General features: G+C 53.5%; 26 protein-coding genes. All 26 read left to right on the plus strand.

Annotated features, from left to right (window positions below; genetic code table 11):
* The first annotated feature begins 320 nt into the window (after positions 1–320).
* Positions 321–1,373 carry a DNA-methyltransferase gene (locus NNN71_RS13500; RefSeq protein WP_271458670.1) on the plus strand — a complete coding sequence of 351 codons (1,053 nt, stop codon included), beginning with the start codon at positions 321–323 and terminating at the stop codon, positions 1,371–1,373.
* A 141-nt stretch (positions 1,374–1,514) separates the two neighbouring features.
* Positions 1,515–1,730, plus strand: coding sequence for a class II holin family protein (locus NNN71_RS13505; RefSeq protein ID WP_061281454.1), 216 nt, complete (start codon positions 1,515–1,517; stop codon positions 1,728–1,730).
* The gene (locus tag NNN71_RS13510; RefSeq protein ID WP_271458671.1) at positions 1,730–2,266 is read left to right on the plus strand and encodes a lysozyme; all 537 of its coding nucleotides are present in this window, start codon (positions 1,730–1,732) and stop codon (positions 2,264–2,266) included. The genes NNN71_RS13505 and NNN71_RS13510 overlap by 1 nt, the downstream gene beginning before the upstream one ends.
* Positions 2,245–2,781 (plus strand): DUF2514 domain-containing protein, encoded by a 537-nt coding sequence (locus NNN71_RS13515; protein ID WP_271458672.1) that lies wholly within the window; start codon positions 2,245–2,247, stop codon positions 2,779–2,781. The genes NNN71_RS13510 and NNN71_RS13515 overlap by 22 nt, the downstream gene beginning before the upstream one ends.
* Positions 2,782–3,075: 294 nt before the next feature.
* Positions 3,076–3,594, plus strand: a complete 519-nt coding sequence (locus NNN71_RS13520) for a Rha family transcriptional regulator (RefSeq protein WP_271458673.1) — start codon at positions 3,076–3,078, stop codon at positions 3,592–3,594.
* 81 nt (positions 3,595–3,675) lie between these two features.
* Complete coding sequence (locus NNN71_RS13525) at positions 3,676–4,203, plus strand: hypothetical protein (RefSeq protein ID WP_271458674.1); 528 nt, start codon at positions 3,676–3,678, stop codon at positions 4,201–4,203.
* A 456-nt stretch (positions 4,204–4,659) separates the two neighbouring features.
* Positions 4,660–5,205 (plus strand): terminase small subunit, encoded by a 546-nt coding sequence (locus NNN71_RS13530; RefSeq protein ID WP_271458675.1) that lies wholly within the window; start codon positions 4,660–4,662, stop codon positions 5,203–5,205.
* Entirely contained in the window at positions 5,180–7,102 is a 1,923-nt protein-coding gene (locus NNN71_RS13535; RefSeq protein WP_271458676.1) for a phage terminase large subunit family protein, read from the plus strand. The genes NNN71_RS13530 and NNN71_RS13535 overlap by 26 nt, the downstream gene beginning before the upstream one ends.
* A complete protein-coding gene (locus NNN71_RS13540) occupies positions 7,102–7,308 on the plus strand; it encodes a phage head-tail joining protein (RefSeq protein ID WP_271458677.1) in 207 nt (68 codons plus the stop codon). Before NNN71_RS13535 ends, NNN71_RS13540 begins: the two co-directional genes overlap by 1 nt.
* A complete protein-coding gene (locus tag NNN71_RS13545) occupies positions 7,305–8,897 on the plus strand; it encodes a phage portal protein (protein ID WP_271458678.1) in 1,593 nt (530 codons plus the stop codon). The genes NNN71_RS13540 and NNN71_RS13545 overlap by 4 nt, the downstream gene beginning before the upstream one ends.
* Positions 8,878–10,218 (plus strand): S49 family peptidase, encoded by a 1,341-nt coding sequence (locus NNN71_RS13550; protein WP_271458679.1) that lies wholly within the window; start codon positions 8,878–8,880, stop codon positions 10,216–10,218. Before NNN71_RS13545 ends, NNN71_RS13550 begins: the two co-directional genes overlap by 20 nt.
* Before the next feature lie 9 nt (positions 10,219–10,227).
* Positions 10,228–10,560, plus strand: a complete 333-nt coding sequence (locus NNN71_RS13555; protein WP_271458680.1) for a head decoration protein — start codon at positions 10,228–10,230, stop codon at positions 10,558–10,560.
* Positions 10,561–10,627: 67 nt separating this feature from the next.
* Entirely contained in the window at positions 10,628–11,653 is a 1,026-nt protein-coding gene (locus NNN71_RS13560) for a major capsid protein (RefSeq protein ID WP_061279043.1), read from the plus strand.
* A 44-nt stretch (positions 11,654–11,697) separates the two neighbouring features.
* The gene (gpFI, locus tag NNN71_RS13565; RefSeq protein ID WP_271458681.1) at positions 11,698–12,102 is read left to right on the plus strand and encodes a DNA-packaging protein FI; all 405 of its coding nucleotides are present in this window, start codon (positions 11,698–11,700) and stop codon (positions 12,100–12,102) included.
* A gap of 11 nt (positions 12,103–12,113) precedes the next feature.
* A complete protein-coding gene (locus NNN71_RS13570) occupies positions 12,114–12,467 on the plus strand; it encodes a head-tail joining protein (RefSeq protein WP_271458682.1) in 354 nt (117 codons plus the stop codon).
* 9 nt (positions 12,468–12,476) lie between these two features.
* Entirely contained in the window at positions 12,477–13,031 is a 555-nt protein-coding gene (locus NNN71_RS13575; protein ID WP_271458683.1) for a phage tail protein, read from the plus strand.
* On the plus strand, positions 13,028–13,426 hold the full coding sequence (locus NNN71_RS13580) for a phage minor tail U family protein (protein WP_271458684.1): 399 nt from the start codon (positions 13,028–13,030) through the stop codon (positions 13,424–13,426). The genes NNN71_RS13575 and NNN71_RS13580 overlap by 4 nt, the downstream gene beginning before the upstream one ends.
* Before the next feature lie 7 nt (positions 13,427–13,433).
* The gene (locus tag NNN71_RS13585) at positions 13,434–14,171 is read left to right on the plus strand and encodes a phage tail tube protein (protein WP_271458685.1); all 738 of its coding nucleotides are present in this window, start codon (positions 13,434–13,436) and stop codon (positions 14,169–14,171) included.
* A gap of 36 nt (positions 14,172–14,207) precedes the next feature.
* Complete coding sequence (gene gpG, locus NNN71_RS13590; RefSeq protein ID WP_271458686.1) at positions 14,208–14,615, plus strand: phage tail assembly chaperone G; 408 nt, start codon at positions 14,208–14,210, stop codon at positions 14,613–14,615.
* A 50-nt stretch (positions 14,616–14,665) separates the two neighbouring features.
* Complete coding sequence (locus NNN71_RS13595; RefSeq protein ID WP_061279028.1) at positions 14,666–14,944, plus strand: phage tail assembly protein T; 279 nt, start codon at positions 14,666–14,668, stop codon at positions 14,942–14,944.
* Positions 14,922–17,438 carry a phage tail tape measure protein gene (locus NNN71_RS13600; RefSeq protein ID WP_271458687.1) on the plus strand — a complete coding sequence of 839 codons (2,517 nt, stop codon included), beginning with the start codon at positions 14,922–14,924 and terminating at the stop codon, positions 17,436–17,438. Before NNN71_RS13595 ends, NNN71_RS13600 begins: the two co-directional genes overlap by 23 nt.
* A gap of 3 nt (positions 17,439–17,441) precedes the next feature.
* A complete protein-coding gene (locus tag NNN71_RS13605) occupies positions 17,442–17,789 on the plus strand; it encodes a phage tail protein (protein ID WP_271458688.1) in 348 nt (115 codons plus the stop codon).
* Complete coding sequence (locus NNN71_RS13610) at positions 17,786–18,541, plus strand: phage minor tail protein L (protein WP_271458689.1); 756 nt, start codon at positions 17,786–17,788, stop codon at positions 18,539–18,541. Before NNN71_RS13605 ends, NNN71_RS13610 begins: the two co-directional genes overlap by 4 nt.
* Before the next feature lies 1 nt (position 18,542).
* Positions 18,543–19,253, plus strand: a complete 711-nt coding sequence (locus tag NNN71_RS13615; protein ID WP_271458690.1) for a C40 family peptidase — start codon at positions 18,543–18,545, stop codon at positions 19,251–19,253.
* A 31-nt stretch (positions 19,254–19,284) separates the two neighbouring features.
* Positions 19,285–19,695, plus strand: coding sequence for a hypothetical protein (locus NNN71_RS13620; protein ID WP_271458691.1), 411 nt, complete (start codon positions 19,285–19,287; stop codon positions 19,693–19,695).
* A 41-nt stretch (positions 19,696–19,736) separates the two neighbouring features.
* Positions 19,737–20,327 (plus strand): tail assembly protein, encoded by a 591-nt coding sequence (locus tag NNN71_RS13625; RefSeq protein ID WP_271458692.1) that lies wholly within the window; start codon positions 19,737–19,739, stop codon positions 20,325–20,327.
* Positions 20,328–20,369 lie beyond the last annotated feature (42 nt).

The following is a 20,369-nucleotide window of genomic DNA, read 5'->3' on the forward strand; positions in this document are numbered from 1 at the left end:
CACTTAAAGATTTAAAACAACTCTCATGTAACAACATAACAACTCCAATCTCCTGAATTTTAAACACTTTGTTTAAGGCGTTTGAATTAAGTTCATAGGCTATATGTACTCTTTTTCAGGAATAGTTGTTGGTGTTTAATTGCTGAAAATATTTATTGAGCGCTTTCCTTTCGAAGGCAATTTGCTGTGAAATGGGCGGCTGGTGGGTGTTGTAGCACCCGACCAGCCATCAGCTCATGCTTTCAGGTCACAAGCTAACCAAGGCCCACTGCTTTAGCGCAAAAGCATAGTGAGCCTATCAGAGTTAAGCTTACTGATCCATGAAAAATACTGTAAAAATAAACAGTGTTGAGTTGGTCAACGCTGATAGCCTGCATTACATCGCCACCCTTCCGGATAACTCCATTGACCTCATTGTTACCGATCCGCCGTACTTCAAGGTGAAGCCGAACGGCTGGGACAATCAATGGAAAGGGGATGAGGACTACTTACGCTGGCTTGATTGCTGTCTGGCTGAGTACGCTCGAGTCCTTAAACCTGCCGGCAGCATTTATCTGTTTTGCGGCCACCGGCTGGCCTCAGATATTGAGGTTATGATGCGCGCCCGCTTTAACATCCTGAACCATATCATCTGGGCCAAGCCATCAGGCCGCTGGAATGGATGCAATAAAGAAAGCCTGCGCGCTTATTTCCCCGCAACGGAACGGATCCTGTTCGCTGAACATTATCTGGGACCGTATACAGGGAAAGAAGATGCTTACGGGAGCAAAAGCACAGAGCTAAAGCAGCACATCATGACGCCGCTTATCGACTATTTCCGCAATGCCCGAGAGTCATTGAGTGTGACTTCGAAAGAGATAGCCGCGGCAACAGGTAAGAAAAATATGGCGTCTCACTGGTTCGGTGCAAGCCAGTGGCAGCTGCCGAACGAGGTGGATTACCGGAAACTGCAGGAATTGTTCACCCGGATCGCCATCGAGAAACACCTGCAGCAAAAGCTGGAACATCCTCACCACCAGTTGGTGGCTACCTACCAGTCATTGAATCGCAAATATTCGGAATTGCTGGAAGAGTATAAAGCCCTCCGGCGTTGCTTCTCTGTATCTGCGTTCGTTCCGTATACCGACGTATGGACACATAAGCCCGTTCAGTTTTATCCGGGCAAACATCCATGCGAAAAGCCAGCCGACATGCTGAAGCAAATCATCAGCGCCAGCAGCAGGCCGGGCGATATCGTTGCCGATTTCTTTATGGGGTCCGGTTCCACTGTGAAAGCGGCAATGGAATTAGGGCGCCGGGCTATCGGTGTTGAACTCGAGGCCGAGCGATTCATGCAAACGGTCAGCGAGATCGAAAACCTCAACAAAACATAACGGACACCCTGCCTCTGGATGCTGTGGTGACCAAAGAATTCAGGCTCCGGGAATCACTTCTTACATCCCCCTTTACCTAAGAGCCCGCGAGCCTGATCCCTTCCATCACACACAGCACCCGCCACGCAGCGAGGTGAGAGCATGTATCGAATGGACAAACTGACAACGGGCATTGCCTATGGGGCGTCAGCAGGTAACGCCGGATACTGGGTACTTCAATTACTGGACAAAGTAACCCCATCACAGTGGGCCGCAATTGGAGTGCTCGGAAGCCTGATGTTTGGCCTGCTGACGTATCTGACGAACCTGTATTTCAAAATCAAAGAGGATCGGCGAAAGGCCGCGCGGGGTGAGTGATGTCGAACAAAGTAAAGTTCAGCGCTGCCATGCTGGCGCTTCTCGCTGCCGGAGCAACAGCTCCTGAATTGTTTGACGAGTTCATGAGTGAGAAAGAAGGTAATGCGCTGGTGGCTGTTGTCGATCCCGGTGGCATCTGGTCGCTATGCCACGGCGTCACAGTAATCGACGGTAAGCGAGTTGTGAAAGGCCAAACCGCCACCGAAGCGCAATGTAAGAAGGTTAACGCCATTGAGCGTAACAAGGCGCTGGCATGGGTTGACCGCAATATCAAGGTACCGCTGACTGAACCGCAGAAGGTCGGTATTGCGTCGTTCTGCCCTTACAACATCGGGCCGGGCAAATGCTACCCGTCAACGTTCTATAAGCGCATGAACGCTGGCGATACGAAAGGCGCCTGTGAAGCTATCCGCTGGTGGATTAAAGACGGTGGCCGCGATTGCCGCCTGACCAAAGGCCAGAAGAATGGCTGCTATGGTCAGGTGGAACGGCGGGACCAGGAAAGCGCGCTGACGTGCTGGGGGATAGACCAGTGAAAGCAGGCGCGGTATGCATCATCGTGATTGTCTCTCTGGCTGGTGCGTTTCTCGCTGGCAGCCAGTGGTCCAATCACAGTTGGAAAACAAAGTGGGCCGAACGGGATAGCGCTGATTCATCAAAGGTGGCGAATGCGCTGACGGCAGCCCGAATGATTGAACAAGGGCGGGCTATCGCCCGTGATGAGGCTGTTAAAGATGCTCAAGCTAAAGCAGCGAGCGCTGCCGTTACTTCTGCTGGCCTGGCTACCACTGTTAGCCAGCTGCAACAGCAAGCAAGAAGGCTCGCTACCCGCCTGGACGCCGCAAAGCACACCGCAGATCTTGCCGCTACCGTCAGAAGCAAAACAGCCGGAGCCGATGCCGCAATGCTCGCCGACATGCTCGGAAGTCTTGCAGAAGAAGCTCGATATTATGCTGGACGAGCTGACGAAAGCTACCGGGCAGGAATGACGTGTGAGCGTATCTATGACTCGGTGAGAGAGTCCAACAATAACCCTACAGTCTCGCAATAGCGTGGCCACTAAGCGAGTGGGTATTGACTATTGAGCAAATGAGCAATATAAGTAAGGCATGCTGTCACGTTAGCATTCGCTCTTAAAATCCCGCTCTGAAAAAGAGCAGCAGTAAGCCTCGCCATAGTGCGGGGTTTTTTTGTATCCGCATTTCACCGCGCACCGCAGCGCATTATCACCACGTCGAACCAAACCCTTTGGAATGAGCCTTTGAGGAGTCAGTTAGTGCTGGCGAGCCTCGACGGGCTGATCTCCTATGCGGCAAAGGTTCATCTCAAAGAGTAGGAACACGTTATGAATAATCCGTCAATTATTCCAGCCTTCGACTTCCGAGATATGGTGATCACCATTGATAACAAGGTGATCACCACTTCCCTGAAGGTGGCTGACTATTTTGGTAAGCGGCATAAAGATGTTTTGCGAGCCATTAGAAATCTCAAATGCTCCGAAGATTTTACCCGGCGCAATTTTGCGCCCATTGATTTCATTGATAAAAATGGCGATATTCAGCCGATGTATAACATAACTCGCGATGGCTGCATGATGCTGGTTATGGGGTTTACAGGCAAGACTGCCGCCGCAGTAAAAGAATGCTATATCAATGCGTTCAACTGGATGGCTGAGCAGCTAAGTCGTCGCATTGCAATGGGCGAAGAAATGCAGCACCGCTACGCCATCAAAGAAACTAGATCAAAGCTGAAAGGGACGATCGGAAGTCGGCTGATGAACGAACGGAAGAAAGAGAAGCGAGTTCTGGCAGTTGAGAGTGAGCACATCATGCAGATTACTCAACCTGATCTGTTGAGTTTCTAACATCTCGATTACTGCAGGCATTCACTAAGTGCTGGTAACGATTGAGTTCTATATAATTACTTCAAAAGATATGAGGTGATTATGACAACAGAAGAAATCGCACACGCTTCCTTGATTGCAGCACAAGACTCAGCTCATTGGGCTTGGTGGACCATGGCCGCATCAGTCGCTGCTGTATTTATTTCATTAGCTACATTAGGTCTTGCATTTTCTGCTTTGGATTCTTGGAAGGAGCAGGAAAGGCTAAAGATTAAAATGGAGTTTAAAAGATCTATCCTTGAGCTTAGTTACTGTCTAGAACAAATGCCGGAGACATACTGGTATTTTCAAGTTAATATCGCAAGGGAAAGGATTATACGATATCCAGAATTCGCTAATAGGTTAGGGGACCCTTCAGAGATTTATTATTTGAAGCAAAATCTCAAAGTGGCATTTGCTGAGGCTTCGAAAGCATGGATTATGTGCGGACACTTATTCTCTGATGACATAATTAAAAAATTGTGGCGTGAATTTAATAAGGAATACAGGGAGTATAGTACTAGGGGAGGTAATAAGAATAACATAAGCAACATAATTAATTCATTATGTAGCGAACTGAAAGTAATTTGATAACAGCCGCCAAGGAGGCGGCTGCCGTTTTAAGATAACGGCCTCGTCAGATTGTTGAAAATTCCACAAAGGCGAAGGCTAGGAAACCCTAGAACCCGCGCAAAGGCAGGCAAAAGAAATGACTGTCTTTGAAGAATCTGTCCGCAAGACTATTCACAACGAGTGTCAGCCCGGTGGTCTGCTCTGGAATTTGTGCAGTCGTTCATCTTCAGTGTAAGTGATAATCATTATCGGTTTCGGGTCCTTTCCGGCATATCGGTTCGCTACGGGGCGGCGTCCGCGCAGATTATCGCTATTTATGAAAATTTTCAGGCTTTAGTCGTTTCCGTTCTTCTTCTGTCTAACTATATGTTTTTGTTGAAATCACCCCCTGAAAAGAAAGGAAGCGTCAGAGCCAGATAGCTGGCAAATTACTCGATGTCGTTTCCTTTCTCTGTTTTGCGCATGGAGTGAGCCATGGAGGTAAACAAAAAACGCCTCTCTGAGATTTTTGGCGTCAGTATTCGCACCGTTCAGAACTGGCAGGATCAGGGGATGCCAGTTGCCCGCGGTGGCGGTAAAGGTAATGAGGTGCTTTACGATTCTGCGGCGGTTATTGAATGGTACTCCGCCAGGGATGCCGCAATTGAAAATGAGAAATTGCGAAAAGAGGTTGAAGATCTCCGGCTCGCTTCAGAATCGGATCTTCAGCCCGGCACGATTGATTACGAGCGTCACCGACTCATCAGGGCTCAGGCTGACACTCAGGAATTGAAAAATGCTAAAGATACCGCCGAGGTGGTGGAAACCGCATTCTGCACGTTCGTGTTGTCGCGGGTGGCCGGAGAAATAGCCAGCATCCTCGATGGAATACCTCTGTCGGTTCAGCGGCGTTTCCCCGAACTGGAAAACCGACACATTGATTTCCTCAAGAAGGACATCATTAAAGCCATGAACAAGGCAGCTGCGCTGGATGAAATAATACCGGAGTTGCTGAGTGAATATATCGAACAGTCAGGTTAAGGGGCTGCGGTACTCTGCCCGAGCGGGACTCCGTTCGCTGTACCGGCCTGAACCGCAAACAGCGGTTGAATGGGCTGATGACCACTATTACCTCCCTAAAGAGTCTGCATATCAGGAAGGGCGCTGGGTTACGCTGCCATTTCAGCGGGCGATCATGAATGCGATGGGGAACGACTATATCCGTGAGGTGAATGTCGTTAAATCAGCGCGCGTTGGCTACTCGAAAATGCTGCTCGGTGTGTATGCCTACTTCATTGAACACAAGCAGCGTAATTCTCTGATCTGGCTGCCCACCGATGGTGATGCTGAGAACTTTATGAAGTCTCACGTAGAACCCACTATCCGCGATATCCCTTCGCTTTTGTCGCTTGCCCCCTGGTACGGTAAAAAGCACCGCGATAATACGCTCAGCATGAAGCGTTTTTCCAATGGTCGTGGTTTCTGGTGCCTGGGTGGAAAGGCGGCGAAAAACTACCGTGAGAAATCTGTAGATGTTGCCGGCTACGATGAACTGGCGGCATTCGATGAAGATATCGAAAAAGAGGGGTCGCCAACTTTCCTCGGTGATAAACGTATTGAAGGCTCTGTCTGGCCGAAATCAATTCGAGGTTCAACACCCAAGATAAAGGGAACCTGTCAGATTGAGCGGGCCGCCAGTGAATCCGGGCACTTCATGCGATTTCATGTTGCCTGCCCGCACTGCGGGGAGGAGCAATATCTGAAATTCGGCGACAGGGAAACGCCATTTGGATTTAAGTGGACGCCAGGCGAACCGGCCAGCGTGTTTTATCTCTGTGAGCGTAATGCCTGTGTGATTAAACAGCAGGAACTCGATTTCTCAGAGGCCCGCTATATCTGTGATGAAACGGGGATCTGGACGCGCGATGGCCTGAACTGGTTTGCATCCTCTGGTACCGAAATCGACCCACCTGACAGTGTCACATTCCATATCTGGACGGCATACAGCCCGTTTACCACCTGGGTGCAGATAGTGAAAGACTGGCTCAAGACGAAAGGAGACACGGGGAAGCGTAAAACCTTCGTGAATACCACGCTGGGTGAAACGTGGGAGCCGAAGATCGGCGAACGTCCTGATGCAGAGGTAATGGCGGAAAGGAAAGAGCATTTCTCGGCGTCTGTCCCGGACCGGGTGGCCTACCTGACTGCCGGAATAGATTCACAGCTCGATCGCTACGAAATGCGCGTCTGGGGTTGGGGACCGGGTGAAGAAAGCTGGCTTATTGACCGGCAGATCATCATGGGGCGTCATGATGATGAGGCGACACTCACCAGGGTGGATGAGGCGATTAATAAAACCTACACCCGAAAAAACGGCGTAGAGATGTCTATATCCCGTATTTGCTGGGATATCGGCGGTATCGATCCAACTATTGTGTATAACCGCTCGAAAAAGCACGGTCTGTTTCGCCTGATCCCTATCAAGGGGGCTTCTGTGTACGGAAAACCTGTCGCCAGCATGCCGCGTAAACGGAATAAGAACGGTGTTTACCTGACGGAAGTGGGCACGGACACAGCGAAAGAGCAGATTTATAACCGTTTCACTCTGCAGCCTGAAGGTGATGAACCTCTTGCCGGTGCGGTGCATTTCCCCAATAACCCGGATGTTTACGACCTGGCAGAAGCGCAGCAGCTTACCGCAGAAGAGCAGGTTGAAAAATGGGTGGACGGTAAGAAGAAGATCATGTGGGACAGCAAAAAGCGACGAAATGAGGCTCTGGACTGCTTTGTCTATGCGCTTGCGGCCCTTCGGATCAGCATTTCGCGATGGCAGTTGAACCTCGATTCTCTTTTGGCGAGTCTGCTGGAGGAAGAGACGGGGCGAACCACTAACAAGACCCTGGCGGACTATGCTCGGGCATTATCTGGAGACGAATAATGGCGACACAGACTGATCTGGATGCCGCCCGCGCTGCGTTGCATGACCTCATGATGGGAAAGCGGGTGGCAACGGTGCAAAAAGACGGCCGGCGGGTTGAGTTCACCGCGACCTCAGTCACTGACCTGAAAAAATACATTGCCGAACTTGAGTCACAGGTTGGCACCACTCCACGACGCCGGGGACCGGCAGGATTTTACGCATGAAAACACCTGCTTTGTTAGGGCCGGACGGTAAAACCGCATTGCGGGACTACGCCGGATATCACGGCGGTGCTGGTGGCTTTGGCGGCCAGTTACGCGCCTGGAACCCACCGAGTGAAAGCGCGGATGCTGCGTTATTGCCTAACCTTACCCGCGGTAATGCGCGCGCAGACGATCTGGTTCGGAACAATGGCTATGCGGCAAACGCTGTGCAGCTGCATCAGGACCATATTGTGGGCTCGTTCTTCCGACTCAGTTATCGGCCCAGTTGGCGTTTTCTGGGCATTGGGGAGGAAGAGGCGCGGGCATTCTCTCGTGAAGTTGAGGCCGCGTGGAAAGAGTTTGCTGAGGATGATTGTTGCTGCATTGATGCTGAACGTAAGCGGACATTCACTATGATGATCCGTGAGGGTGTCTCCATGCATGCATTTAATGGTGAGTTATGTGCACAAGCTACCTGGGATAGTGATTCCACGCGTCTATTCCGCACCCAGTTTAAGATGGTGAGCCCGAAACGCATCAGCAACCCCAATAATGCCGGCGACACGCGAAATTGTCGGGCGGGTGTCAGAATAAACGACAGTGGCGCTGCGCTGGGGTATTACGTCAGCGACGATGGCTATCCAGGCTGGATGGCGCAGAAGTGGACATACATCCCGCGCGAGCTGCCTGGTGGGCGACCGTCCTTTATCCATGTATTTGAACCGCTGGAGGATGGGCAGACGCGTGGCGCTAACGTGTTTTACAGCGTCATGGAGCAAATGAAAATGCTCGATACGCTGCAAAATACCCAGCTCCAGAGCGCTATCGTTAAGGCGATGTATGCGGCCACGATAGAAAGTGAGCTGGATACGCAAACCGCGATGGACTTTATTCTCGGCTCTGACAGCAAAGACCAGCAAAGCAAGATGACGGGATGGCTGGGTGAAATGGCCTCGTATTACACCGCTGCGCCGGTCCGCCTTGGTGGCGCGAAGGTTCCTCATCTGATGCCGGGTGACTCCCTGAATCTTCAGTCAGCACAGGATACGGATAACGGCTATTCGACCTTTGAGCAATCGCTGCTGCGCTATATTGCGGCAGGTCTTGGTGTGTCTTATGAGCAACTCTCGCGAAACTATTCGCAGATGAGCTACTCCACGGCTCGCGCCAGTGCTAACGAGTCCTGGGCGTACTTTATGGGCCGCCGCAAATTTGTCGCCTCCCGACAGGCCTGTCAGATGTTTTTATGCTGGCTGGAAGAGGCTATTGTCCGCAGGGTGGTGACATTACCGCCTAAAGCCCGATTCAGTTTTCAGGAGGCGAGAAGCGCCTGGGGCAATGCTGACTGGATCGGCTCCGGGCGAATGGCGATTGATGGACTTAAGGAGGTGCAGGAGGCCGTCATGCTCATTGAAGCGGGGTTGAGCACCTATGAGAAGGAGTGCGCCAAACGCGGTGAGGATTATCAGGAAATCTTTGCCCAGCAGGTACGTGAAACGATGGAGCGTCGCGCTGCGGGTCTTAAACCTCCAGCATGGGCGGCTTCTGCCTTTGAGTCTGGACTGAAGAAATCAAATGAGGAGGAGAACGATGACGCCCGAGCTGCGTAATCTCCCGCATATCGCCAGTATGGCTTTCAATGAGCCGCTATTACTTGAACCCGCCTATGCGCGGGTTTTCTTTTGCGCGCTTGCTGGCCAGTTGGGTATTACCCGCCTGACCGACACCGTGTCTGGCGTGACCCTTGGCGCAGAGCAGATGGCTGAACCGCTGGCGCTCTTTGGCGATGATGAGGACATGGGGCCAAAACCGGCACGAAGCTACCAGGTCACTAACGGGATCGCAGTGCTGCCGGTATCCGGGACTCTGGTCAGTAAAACCCGTGCTCTCCAGCCATATTCGGGGATGACGGGTTACAACGGCATTATCGCCCGTCTTCAGCAGGCCATCAGTGATCCGGGTGTTGACGGCATCCTTCTGGATATGGACACCCCTGGCGGAATGGTGGCGGGGGCTTTTGACTGTGCGGACATTATTGCCCGTATGCGCGATATCAAACCCATCTGGGCGCTGGCCAACGATATGAACTGCAGCGCAGGCCAGCTGATTGCCAGTGCTGCCTCGCGCCGGCTTGTGACACAGACAGCCAGAACGGGATCCATTGGGGTCATGATGGCCCATAGCAATTACGGTGCAGCCCTGAAAACCAGCGGTGTCGAGGTCACGCTGATTTACAGCGGCGATCACAAGGTAGACGGGAACCCCTACGAGAAATTACCCAAAGAAGTACGCGCAGATTTTCAGGCGCGAATTGATGCTACCCGGCAGATGTTCGCTGAAAAGGTGGCGGGTTATACCGGCATGTCGGTCCAGGCCGTTCTGGACACTGAAGCGGCTGTATTTTCAGGCCAGGAATCAGTAGACAACGGCCTGGCGGAGCAGCTGGTCAACAACATGGATGCGCTGAACGTTATGCGCGATGCAATTAATAAACGAACGATGATTTCCCGAGGAGGAAGCATGAAAGGTACTACTGCATCCGCAGATACCACTCAACCAGCAGCAACCATTGCTGCTAACCAGCCCGTGGCCACCGCTGACGCACCCGCTGTGGTCATTGACCCTGCAACTACCGCATCTGTTGATGTGAGCAGCCAGGTCGCGACGGCGGTCGCTGCTGAAAACGGCCGCATTATGGGGATCCTGAACTGTGAAGAGGCAAAAGGGCGCGAATCACAGGCACGCGCACTGGCTGAAATGCCAGGTATGACGGTGGAGAGTGCGCAGCGCATTCTTGCCGCCGCGCCTCAGAGTGCTCAGGCCCGCACGGATACCGCGCTGGATCGTCTGATGGAAACCGCACCTGGCACCGTAGCGGCAGGGAGTTCATCTGCTGATGCTGGTGACGATTTGTTAAATACGCCTGTTTAAGAGGTCAACATGTCTAACACAGAACAATTTACACACATCCAGCCCCTCGGGAACAGTGATCCGGCGCATACCGGTTATGCCCCTGGCGAACTGACGGCGGCAACACCGGCGATGACGCCACTGATGCTGGATGCCACCTCCGGCAAACTGACGGTCTGGGATGGTCAGCATGCGGGCGCGGCCTGTGGCGTGCTGGCCGTTTCTGCCGACCAGAGCACCGCCGAACTGGCGTTCTATAAGTCCGGCTCATTCCGCATTGAAGATGTGCTCTGGCCGGATGCGGTGACGGATGAACACATCAAGCGCAATGCATTTACGGGCACAGCTATCAGCATCGTCTGACACCTTTCTGAACTGCAACCATCATCCATAGAAGCCGCCATCGCGGCTTTTTTTACGGGAAAAATCTATGTCAATTTACACTACAGCCCAACTTCTGGCGGTCAATGAGAAGAAATTCAAGTTTGACCCGCTTTTCCTGCGCATCTTCTTCCGTGAAAGCTACCCCTTCAGCACTGAGAAGGTTTATCTGTCGCAGATCCCGGGCATGGTCAACATGGCGCTGTACGTTTCACCTGTTGTTTCCGGCAAGGTCATCCGTTCCCGCGGCGGTGCAACGTCTGAGTTTACGCCGGGTTACGTCAAGCCGAAGCATGAAGTAAACCCGCAGATGACGCTGCGTCGCCTGCCAGATGAAGATCCGCAAAACCTGGCTGACCCGGCTTACCGTCGCCGTCGCATTATCCTGCAGAACATGAAGGATGAAGAACTGGCAATTGCCCAGGTGGAGGAGAAGCAGGCCGTTGCTGCCGTCCTTAACGGTAAATACACCATGACCGGCGAAGCGTTTGAACCGGTTGAGGTGGATATGGGGCGCAGTACCGGAAACAACATCATTCAGGCTGGCGCCGCGGCCTGGAGCGGTCGCGACAAAGAAACCTATGACCCGACAGACGATATCGAAGCCTACGCGCTGAACGCCAGCGGTGTGGTCAATATCATCGTCTTTGATCCGAAAGGCTGGGCATTGTTCCGTTCGTTCAAGGCGGTAAAAGAGAAGCTCGACACCCGTCGTGGCTCTAACTCTGAACTGGAAACGGCGCTGAAGGATCTGGGCGAAGCCGTCTCCTATAAGGGGATGTATGGCGATGTGGCCATTGTCGTCTACTCCGGGCAGTACATTGAAGACGACACTAAAAAGAACTACCTGCCGGATTTGAGCATGGTGCTGGGTAATACCCAGGCGCGCGGGCTGCGCACTTACGGCTGCATTCAGGATGTGGATGCCCAGCGTGAAGGTATTAATGCCTCCGCGCGTTACCCGAAAAACTGGGTGCAGACCGGTGACCCGGCGCGTGAGTTCACCATGATCCAGTCCGCACCGCTGATGCTGCTGGCCGATCCGGATGCGTTTGTGTCAGTCAAACTCGCCTGATTTCATTCTGTGGCCCTTCGGGGCCCTGTTTCGGAGCTGTTCTCATGACAGAAAAAGAAAAGTTGATCGCCCGCCTTAATGAGCTTGGCGTGCAGCTCGGCCGGGAAGTGAATACCGGCGGCACCATTCAGGAGCTCTCAATGCGCATTGCGGAGCTGGAGGAAGAACTGGATGGCGGCACGGATACCGATGGCGTTGAAAATGGTGGCGTGAGTGACGGAGCGACATCACCCGGCACCGTAGAACCTGTGGCGCCAGCGAATACTGTGTTAACCAGCAGTACTGATGACGCGCTGGTGGCCGTCGAAACGCTGGCCACGCTGCACATTGAGGCGCTGCACGCGACCCGCGATGAACCGGTCTCTATTGTGGAGGCGGGAACGGTGATCCGCGTGACAGAAACGGATGCGGACAGCCTGGTTGCGCTCGGACTGGTCCGCCAACACTGACAGGGGGCTGTGTGGCTGATTTCGATAACCTTTTTGATGCTGCAATCACACAGGCCGATGACACTATTCGGCAGGTTATGGGGACTTCGGCAACGGTAACGTCTGGCGCGATTTCTGGCGTCACGTTGAGTGGCGTTTTCGATGATCCGGAAAATATCGGTTACGCCACACCCGGTGTCCGTGTCGAGGGGACCAGCCCGTCGCTGTTTGTGAAATCAGCAGTGATTGAGCAGTTGGCGCGGCTGGACACGCTGGATATTAACGGCAAGTCGTTCTGGGTTGAACGTATTGGCCCGGATGATTGCGGCTCCTGTCTTATCTGGTTAGGGACGGGTTCTCCTCCCGCATCAACCCGTCGCCGTTAAGGAGACATGATGTCGATAAAAGGGCTTGAACAGGCTATGGCGAACCTGAACAGCATCAGCACCACGGCGGTTCCTCGCGCTTCGGCGCAGGCGGTCAACCGTGTGGCCACCCGGGCGGTTAGCCGAAGCGTTGCGGTGGTGTCGAAAGAAACCCGGGTTCCCCGAAAACTGGTGAAGCAACGCGCCAGGATAAAGCGTGCCACGACGAAAAAGCCAAGAGCGCTCATCCGGGTTAACCGGGGCAATCTGCCGGCGATAAAACTGGGAACCGCCAGCGTGCGATTATCACGCCGAAAACGGGATAAAAAAGGGGCCAATAGCGTATTGCGAATTGGCCCTTTTCGTTTCCCGGGTGGCTTTATTCAGCAACTGAAGAATGGTCGCTGGCACGTTATGCGGCGGACATCCAAACCCCGCTACCCGATAGAGGTGGTCAGCATTCCACTGGCTGCCCCCCTGACGACCGCATTTAAAGATGAGCTGCCAAAGCTCATTGAATCGGATATGCCCAAAGAACTGCGGGCATCCCTTAAAAACCAACTCAGGCTGATTCTGAAACAATGAAACACAGTGATATCCGAAGGGCAATCATCCATGCGCTGGAGAGCAGCATTGGTGAGGAGGCTCTCTACTTTGACGGGCGTCCGGCAGTACTCGAGGAGGGCGACTTTCCGGCTCTCGCTATCTATCTGACGGATGCCGAATATACCGGTGAAGAGCTCGATGCGGATACCTGGCAGGCTACGCTGCATGTCGAAATCTTTTTACCGGCGCAGATGCCGGATTCAGATCTCGATAACTGGATGGAGTCCCGAATTTATCCGGTGCTGAGCGATGTGCCAGGGCTCGCCGGGCTTATCACCAACATTGTGCAGCAGGGTTATGACTACCAGCGCGATGACGATCTTGGGCTGTGGAGTTCGGCTGATTTGAAATATTCCATTACTTACGAAATGTGAGGACGTAATGACTACACCAAACCCACTGGCGCCGGTAAAGGGCGCCACCACCACGCTCTGGATTTATTCAGGAACGGGTAACCCGTTTGCCAACCCGGTATCGGATACCGACTGGACGCGCCTGGCGAAGATTAAAGACCTACAGCCGGGCGAACTGACCGCCGAATCAAACGACGATACCTATCTGGATGATGATGATGCAGACTGGACGGCGACCGCACAGGGCCAGAAATCGGCGGGTGAGGCCAGTTTTACGCTGGCCTGGAAACCGGCGGAAAGCGGTCAGCAGGATCTGGTGCGCTGGTTCGACGACGGTACCGTACTGGCATACAAAATCAAATACCCGAATGGCGCCGTCGATGTGTTCCGTGGCTGGGTAAGCAGCCTCGGTAAAACGGTCACGGCAAAAGACACCATCACCCGCTCGGTCAAAATCAGCAACAACGGTAAGCCGGGGCTGGCTGAAGAAAGCGCCGCGGCGGTAATTGACGTCACCGGCGTAACCCTGGATAAATCGACCGCTACCGTTGCCGTGGCTGCGACCACCACGCTGAATGTCACGGTGGCGCCAGCCAGCGCCAGCGATAAATCGTTCCGTGCCACCACCACGGATGCCGGGATCGTAACGGTGTCTGTGGCCGATACGGTGCTGACGGTGACCGGCATTGCAGCCGGTTCGGCTGACATTATTGTGATGACCAACGACGGTCTGTTTGTTGCGACCTGCAGCGTCACCGTTTCCTGATAACCGGGGCTTCGGCCCCCCCTCCTGGAGTAACCCATGTTTTTAAAAACAGAACCGTTCGAGCGCAACGGTGTGACCGTCACGCTCTATGAACTGTCGGCGCTGCAGCGTATTGAGCATCTTGAACACCTGAAAGCACTGGAAGCTGTTGCCGATGCGGACATGCAGGCCGCGCTGAACATGACGATTACATCCGGCGCGCTGCTGGTGGCCATGTCGTTATGGCATGCGCATCCCCTGAAAGGAACGCACAACACGCCGAAAGAAGATGTTGAGCAGATCCAGAAGGATGTGCTGATGACCTGGCCGCTGGAGTTTATTGCCGAAGCGGAGTACAGCGTAAAATTGCTGTCCGGAATGGTGCCGCCACCGGAATCCAGTGCGCCACAGGATGATGCGGTAACCGAGCCGGTCAGTCTGGAAAAGCCCTCGCCAGTGAGCTGACTTTCGTCCTGAAACTGGCGCGTGAATTTCGCCGGCCGGACTGGCGCGCCATGCTTGCTGGTATGTCGTCAACGGAATACGCCGACTGGCGAACGTTCTACCAGGACAACTTTTTTAATGATGTGCAGATGGATGCGCATTTTTCCTCGCTGATGCATATCGTCATCACCGCACTTGACCCCAAAACCACATCAACCCCTGCCAGCTTCAGCCTGCTTTCACCTTCAGCGGAGGATATTACCGACGATGAACCCGGTGATGATGTGCTGATGGCAAAGGCCGAGGGCATTTCAGGAGGCGTTCGCTATGGCCCAGACGGCAGTGGGTGACCTGGTCGTTAACCTTGACGTTAACTCGTCGAAGTTCAACGAACAGATGGAATACGTTAAACGGCAGTTTAAGCAGACCGGCGATGCGGCAAATGACTCCGCGCTGAAGGTGCAGCAGTCCTATACCCGCCAGGAGAGCGCGGCGAAAAAGGCCGGTATCTCCGTCGGGCAGTACAACGCCGCGATGCGCATGCTGCCGGCACAGTTTACGGATATTGCGACTCAGCTGGCGGGCGGGCAAAGTCCCTGGCTTATTCTGCTGCAGCAGGGCGGACAGGTGAAAGATTCCTTCGGCGGCATCATTCCGACATTCCGCGCGCTGCTGGGCTCAATATCACCTGTGATGGTCGGTATCGGAGCGCTGGCAACGGCTACCGGCGCGGTCGTTTATGCCTGGTATCAGGGCTCGGCCACACTCTCCGATTTCAATAAAACGCTGGTCTTGTCCGGAAATACTGCCGGACTGACCTCCAACCGTATGCTGGTGCTGGCGAAATCCGGCGAGCAGGCTGGGCTGACGTTCAACCAGACCAGCAGCGCGCTGACCGAGCTGGTAAACGCAGGGGTGCGTGCCGGGGCCAGGTTTGACGATATGAGTCAGGCTGTGGCGAAGTTCACCGAGGCGTCAGGTGTGCCGATTGATAAGGTGGCTGCGGCGTTCGGCAAACTGACAAATGACCCCACCTCCGGCCTGATCGCCATGGCGCAGCAGTTCCATAATGTCACGGCAGAGCAGATTGCCTATGTGGCGCAGTTACAACGCTCGGGGGATGAGGCCGGAGCGCTGCAGGCGGCTAACGATGCGGCAACGAATGGTTTCCGCGAGCAGACCAAAAGTCTCCGCGACAATATGGGCTCGATCGAATCTGCTGCCGACAGCCTTAAGCGCGCATTTAAATCGATGTGGGATGCGGCGCTGGATATCGGGCGTCCTGACACCGCCCAGGAGATAGTTGCCAAAGCCGAAGCTGCATTTAAGCGGGCGGATGAGGTCTGGAATCTCCGCAAAGGCGACCGTTATGTGAATGACGATGCGCGCGCCAGCTACTGGAACGATCGCGAGTCGGCGCGGCTGGCGCTGGAGATGGCGCAGCAGCAGGCCAGTGTCGCGAAAGCGACCGAGGACAATGCCGCGCGCGAGGCAGTGGTTGAATCTGATCGCCAGAAATATGCCGCGCAGGCTCAGTCAAATTATGCGAAGACACAAAGCGCACTGGAGAAATACACCGCGCGCCAGAATGAGCTGAACAAGGCGCTGAAGGAAGGGCGGATCCTCCAGGCGGACTACAACATCAACCTTGAAGCCGCCAAAAAGGAATACGACGACTCACTGAAGAAGCCTAAAAAGCCGTCAGCAGTGAAAACGCCGGCAGGTGTGAAAAGTGTCGATACAGCCAGCGCGCAGACCCTGGAACTTGAAGCGCAATTACGCACGCTTCAGGAGCATAAGAGCATTACTGATACCATCAGCCAGCAGCGGCAGGAACTGTGGAAACAGCAATCCCGCTTTTCGGTGCTGGAAGAGGCAGCCAAAAAGCGCGCACTGACCACTGATGAAAAATCGGTGCTGGCGAATAAAAGTGAGGTACTGGCGCGAGCGGAGGTGAATGCCCGGCTTGGCGATCAGATTGTTGCCCAGAAACGGTTGAACCGCCTGCAGGATAGCTCGCAGAAATACGTTACCCAGATTGGTGAGAAAACCAGGGCGCTGGTGGCAGGCGGCAGCATGAGCAGCCGCGGTGCGCAGCGGCAAAATGAAGAGGCACAGCTGCGGCAGGGCTGGATGAATGCTGGTGGAACGGATACAGATCAAGGCTATCAGAATGAGCTGACAGCGCTCAGGGAGTACTACGCTGCACAGGATGAACTGCGCGACGACTGGAAAGCCGGGGCGAAATCAGCATGGGCGGATTACGCTGATTCGGCGGCTGATGCCTATGGTTCAATGAAGTCTGCCGCTTCCGCTACGTTCGACGGTATCAGCCAGAACATGGCTGACATGCTGACAACAGGAAAGGCGAACTGGGCAGACTTTACCCGTTCCACGCTGTCAATGCTGACGCAAATCCTGATGAAACAGGCCATGGTAGGCCTGGTTAATTCGGCGACATCGGCACTGGGGTTTGCGGGGGGCGGCTATACCGGATCCGGCGGCAAGTATGAGCCTGCTGGCGTTGTTCACCGTGGGGAGTTTGTCTTCACCCAGGAGGCTACCAACCGGATCGGTGTTGGCAATCTTTATCGCATGATGCGCGGTTATGCGACTGGAGGCCTGGTAGGGGGAAGCGGTGGTGGGATCGCTTCTCCGTTCGGCGTCAGCGTATATGCACCTGTTTCCGTGACAACGGGACAGAGTGATTCCGGTCAGCAGAAGGGGAGCGGTGACGCACTGGGCAAAGCCTATCAGCAGGTGATCGACAGTTCTGTTCGGGCGGGTATCGCGAAGGCAATACAACCAGGCGGTATGATCTGGAATGCCAATAAACAGAGGTAACCGATGGCGATTGAACATTTTGGCTGGCGCATCAAGGCATCCAGCCAGCCAACACTCAAAAGTAAAGATACGGTGCGTACGGCGCAGTTCGGTGATGGATATAAACAGGTATCTGGTGCCGGTCTGAACGATGAAACGCTTAGCTATGAATTTTCTTTTAGTGGCGATCCGCAAACTGTCAGGGATATCCATACTTTCCTGCGGCGCCACAAAACGAAGTCCTTTTCGTTCACTCCGCCTGGCGGTGAGCTCACCCTCTGGCGGGTAGAGGCTGACAGCCTGCAGCGCGTTACCAAAAGCAAAACGGTGGAAACCGTATCGGCCACGTTTGAACAGGCGTTTGCACCATGAGCTTAAACAGTGATTATCAGAAACTCGAGCCGGGTAATGTCATCCGGCTTTTTGATGTCGACGGCACCGCTTTTGGTGTTGCCGACGTTCTACGCTTCCATTCGCATAATATTGCGCATACGCCGGATGAAATCACCGCCGCCGGCGGGGATGAGGACAAGCTACCTGCAAAATCTATCTGGTGGCAGGGGCAGGAATATAAACCCTGGCCCTGTGAGATAGAAGGGATAGAAACGGCTACCGATGGTACGAGCGCTCAGCCAACATTGTCGGTCGCGAACCTGGATAGCTCCATCACCGCGCTGTGTCTTGCGTATGACGATTTACTGCAGGCGAAAGTCACTATTCACGATACGCTGGCGCAGTATCTTGATGCAGCAAATTACCCGGAGGGAAACCCGGCGGCGGATCCGCAGCAGGAAAAACTGAAGGTGTTTTATATTGACGCCAAGGACAGTGAAACCAATGAGGTCGTGGCGTTTAAACTCTCCAGTCCCATGGATCTTCAGGGGCTGATGATCCCAACCCGGCAGCTTCATTCGCTTTGCACCTGGTGCATCCGCAATAAGTATCGCTCCGGCGACGGCTGCGATTACGCCGGCGCGCGCTATTTCGATAAGCACAACAACCCGGTTGATGATCCCTCACTGGATGAATGCTCTGGTACGCTGACGGCGTGCAAAATCCGGTTCGGCGATGGCAACGAGCTTCCGTTTGGCGGTTTTCCGGGGACTTCACTGATCAGGAGCTGATATGCGTCAGAAAATAATCGACGCCATCATGGCACACGCCGCCGCTGAGTACCCGCGCGAGTGCTGCGGCGTGGTGGTGCAGAAAAGCCGGATTCAGCGGTATATTCCGTGCCGCAATCTGGCCTCAGAACCGACCGAGCATTTTCATCTGTCGCCGGAGGATTACGCCGCTGCCGAGGACTGGGGAACGGTGATCGCCATCGTTCACAGCCACCCTGACGCCACGACACAGCCGAGCGAGCTGGACAAGGCTCAGTGCGACGCGACCCTGCTGCCCTGGCATATTGCCAGCTGGCCGGAAGGGGATATCCGCACCATTCAGCCGCGCGGGGAGTTGCCACTACTGGAACGGCCATTTGTGCTCGGGCATTTCGATTGCTGGGGGCTGGTGATGAGCTACTTCCGGCAAATGCATGGTATCGAGCTGCACGATTACCGGGTTGATTACCCATGGTGGGAAAACGACTATCCGGACAACTTCTATCAGGATTGCTGGTACGAGTGTGGATTCCGTGAATTCGACGGCCCACCGAAACCTGGCGATATGGTGATCATGCAGGTCCAGGCCGATAAATGGAACCATGCCGGGATTTTGCTGGAAGGCAACATGCTGCTGCACCATCTGTACGGGCACCTTAGCCAACGCGTGCCGTATGGTGGCTACTGGCAGGAACGGACGATGAAGATTTTACGGTATAAATCTCTGTGCTAACCTTTGGGAAAATAGCAGAGGAAATAAGGACATGAAAAAACTAATTGCTGGGATCATTTGTTTTGGTCTCATGGGATGCTCAACAACTCCAGTTTCACCAACTACCGCAAAAGAAGTACCAGTTATTCTCAAATTCCAAGAACGAGAGGGGACTGTTCCTGTAACTGTTGTGCGTGATAAAGGGATGGTCGCTAGCGCTTGTGCTATCACCGCCTATATAGATGGTGGGCAAGTAGCTAATCTTGATACTGGTGAGAAGTTCGTTGCTTATGTCAAACCAGGAGAAGTAGTAGTTGGGGCTGGGTTCATCGGGTCAGGGCTCTGTAGCGGAGCACCAAGGAAAGAAAGAATGTTTACGGTTAAGGATGGCAAACCAATTTATCTACGAATTTTTATAGACCAAAGTGCTAATGTGGATATATTGCCATCCACAATTAATTAATTCAAAGCCACCGTCATGGTGGCTTCTTATTTGGTGCTTGTATGAAAGAACAAATGGCTGAGATTATACTCGGTGGTGAGTTAGGGAAAATATTTGGAAAGTCACATCATAGATTAATTAACAAGACGCTTGAGGCTCCAAGGGCATTAGCTGCAACATTAAAGGGATTTCAACAGTTCATGATCTCAAGTGAGAGACGGGGTATTACATATGCCGTTTTTAAGGGGAAGAAAAATATTGGGAAAGATGATCTTGAATATCCAGCGAATGGTGAGGTTATTAGAATAGTACCAGTTATCATTGGTAGCAAAAGAGCTGGAGTATTGCAAACTGTTCTCGGAACGGTTTTGGTTGCAGTAGGTTTTGCTCTTACCTTTACCCCGGCGGCGGCCGCTTCTCCTTTTCTTTATCAAGCCGGTGCAGCAATGGTGTTAGGCGGGATAGTTCAAATGCTTTCGCCGCAAGCGACAGGCCTTGCCAGCAAACAAAGCGCAGAAAATAGAGCTTCATATGCATTCGGCGGAGTAACCAACACAGCGGCGCAGGGTTATCCTGTACCGCTCCTTTATGGTCGCCGGCGAATAGGCGGGGCGATTATTTCAGCCGGAATTTATGTCGAAGATCAGCAGTAAATAACAACTTTTTTTTTCAGGCCACCTTCGGGTGGTTTTTTT

It is taken from the genome of Kluyvera sp. Awk 3, assembly GCF_028069715.1.
GTDB classification, from domain to species: domain Bacteria; phylum Pseudomonadota; class Gammaproteobacteria; order Enterobacterales; family Enterobacteriaceae; genus Kluyvera; species Kluyvera georgiana_A.

What these genes read in the sequence shown, in the direction of transcription:
- NNN71_RS13500 (WP_271458670.1), top strand. Translation starts at nt 321, where the DNA reads ATGAAAAATACTGTAAAAATAAACAGTGTTGAGTTGGTCAACGCTGAT.
- NNN71_RS13505 (WP_061281454.1), top strand. Translation starts at nt 1,515, where the DNA reads ATGTATCGAATGGACAAACTGACAACGGGCATTGCCTATGGGGCGTCA.
- NNN71_RS13510 (WP_271458671.1), top strand. Translation starts at nt 1,730, where the DNA reads ATGTCGAACAAAGTAAAGTTCAGCGCTGCCATGCTGGCGCTTCTCGCT.
- NNN71_RS13520 (WP_271458673.1), top strand. Translation starts at nt 3,076, where the DNA reads ATGAATAATCCGTCAATTATTCCAGCCTTCGACTTCCGAGATATGGTG.
- NNN71_RS13525 (WP_271458674.1), top strand. Translation starts at nt 3,676, where the DNA reads ATGACAACAGAAGAAATCGCACACGCTTCCTTGATTGCAGCACAAGAC.
- NNN71_RS13530 (WP_271458675.1), top strand. Translation starts at nt 4,660, where the DNA reads ATGGAGGTAAACAAAAAACGCCTCTCTGAGATTTTTGGCGTCAGTATT.
- NNN71_RS13540 (WP_271458677.1), top strand. Translation starts at nt 7,102, where the DNA reads ATGGCGACACAGACTGATCTGGATGCCGCCCGCGCTGCGTTGCATGAC.
- NNN71_RS13545 (WP_271458678.1), top strand. Translation starts at nt 7,305, where the DNA reads ATGAAAACACCTGCTTTGTTAGGGCCGGACGGTAAAACCGCATTGCGG.
- NNN71_RS13550 (WP_271458679.1), top strand. Translation starts at nt 8,878, where the DNA reads ATGACGCCCGAGCTGCGTAATCTCCCGCATATCGCCAGTATGGCTTTC.
- NNN71_RS13555 (WP_271458680.1), top strand. Translation starts at nt 10,228, where the DNA reads ATGTCTAACACAGAACAATTTACACACATCCAGCCCCTCGGGAACAGT.
- NNN71_RS13560 (WP_061279043.1), top strand. Translation starts at nt 10,628, where the DNA reads ATGTCAATTTACACTACAGCCCAACTTCTGGCGGTCAATGAGAAGAAA.
- gpFI (WP_271458681.1), top strand. Translation starts at nt 11,698, where the DNA reads ATGACAGAAAAAGAAAAGTTGATCGCCCGCCTTAATGAGCTTGGCGTG.
- NNN71_RS13575 (WP_271458683.1), top strand. Translation starts at nt 12,477, where the DNA reads ATGTCGATAAAAGGGCTTGAACAGGCTATGGCGAACCTGAACAGCATC.
- NNN71_RS13580 (WP_271458684.1), top strand. Translation starts at nt 13,028, where the DNA reads ATGAAACACAGTGATATCCGAAGGGCAATCATCCATGCGCTGGAGAGC.
- NNN71_RS13585 (WP_271458685.1), top strand. Translation starts at nt 13,434, where the DNA reads ATGACTACACCAAACCCACTGGCGCCGGTAAAGGGCGCCACCACCACG.
- gpG (WP_271458686.1), top strand. Translation starts at nt 14,208, where the DNA reads ATGTTTTTAAAAACAGAACCGTTCGAGCGCAACGGTGTGACCGTCACG.
- NNN71_RS13595 (WP_061279028.1), top strand. Translation starts at nt 14,666, where the DNA reads ATGCTTGCTGGTATGTCGTCAACGGAATACGCCGACTGGCGAACGTTC.
- NNN71_RS13600 (WP_271458687.1), top strand. Translation starts at nt 14,922, where the DNA reads ATGGCCCAGACGGCAGTGGGTGACCTGGTCGTTAACCTTGACGTTAAC.
- NNN71_RS13605 (WP_271458688.1), top strand. Translation starts at nt 17,442, where the DNA reads ATGGCGATTGAACATTTTGGCTGGCGCATCAAGGCATCCAGCCAGCCA.
- NNN71_RS13610 (WP_271458689.1), top strand. Translation starts at nt 17,786, where the DNA reads ATGAGCTTAAACAGTGATTATCAGAAACTCGAGCCGGGTAATGTCATC.
- NNN71_RS13615 (WP_271458690.1), top strand. Translation starts at nt 18,543, where the DNA reads ATGCGTCAGAAAATAATCGACGCCATCATGGCACACGCCGCCGCTGAG.
- NNN71_RS13620 (WP_271458691.1), top strand. Translation starts at nt 19,285, where the DNA reads ATGAAAAAACTAATTGCTGGGATCATTTGTTTTGGTCTCATGGGATGC.
- NNN71_RS13625 (WP_271458692.1), top strand. Translation starts at nt 19,737, where the DNA reads ATGAAAGAACAAATGGCTGAGATTATACTCGGTGGTGAGTTAGGGAAA.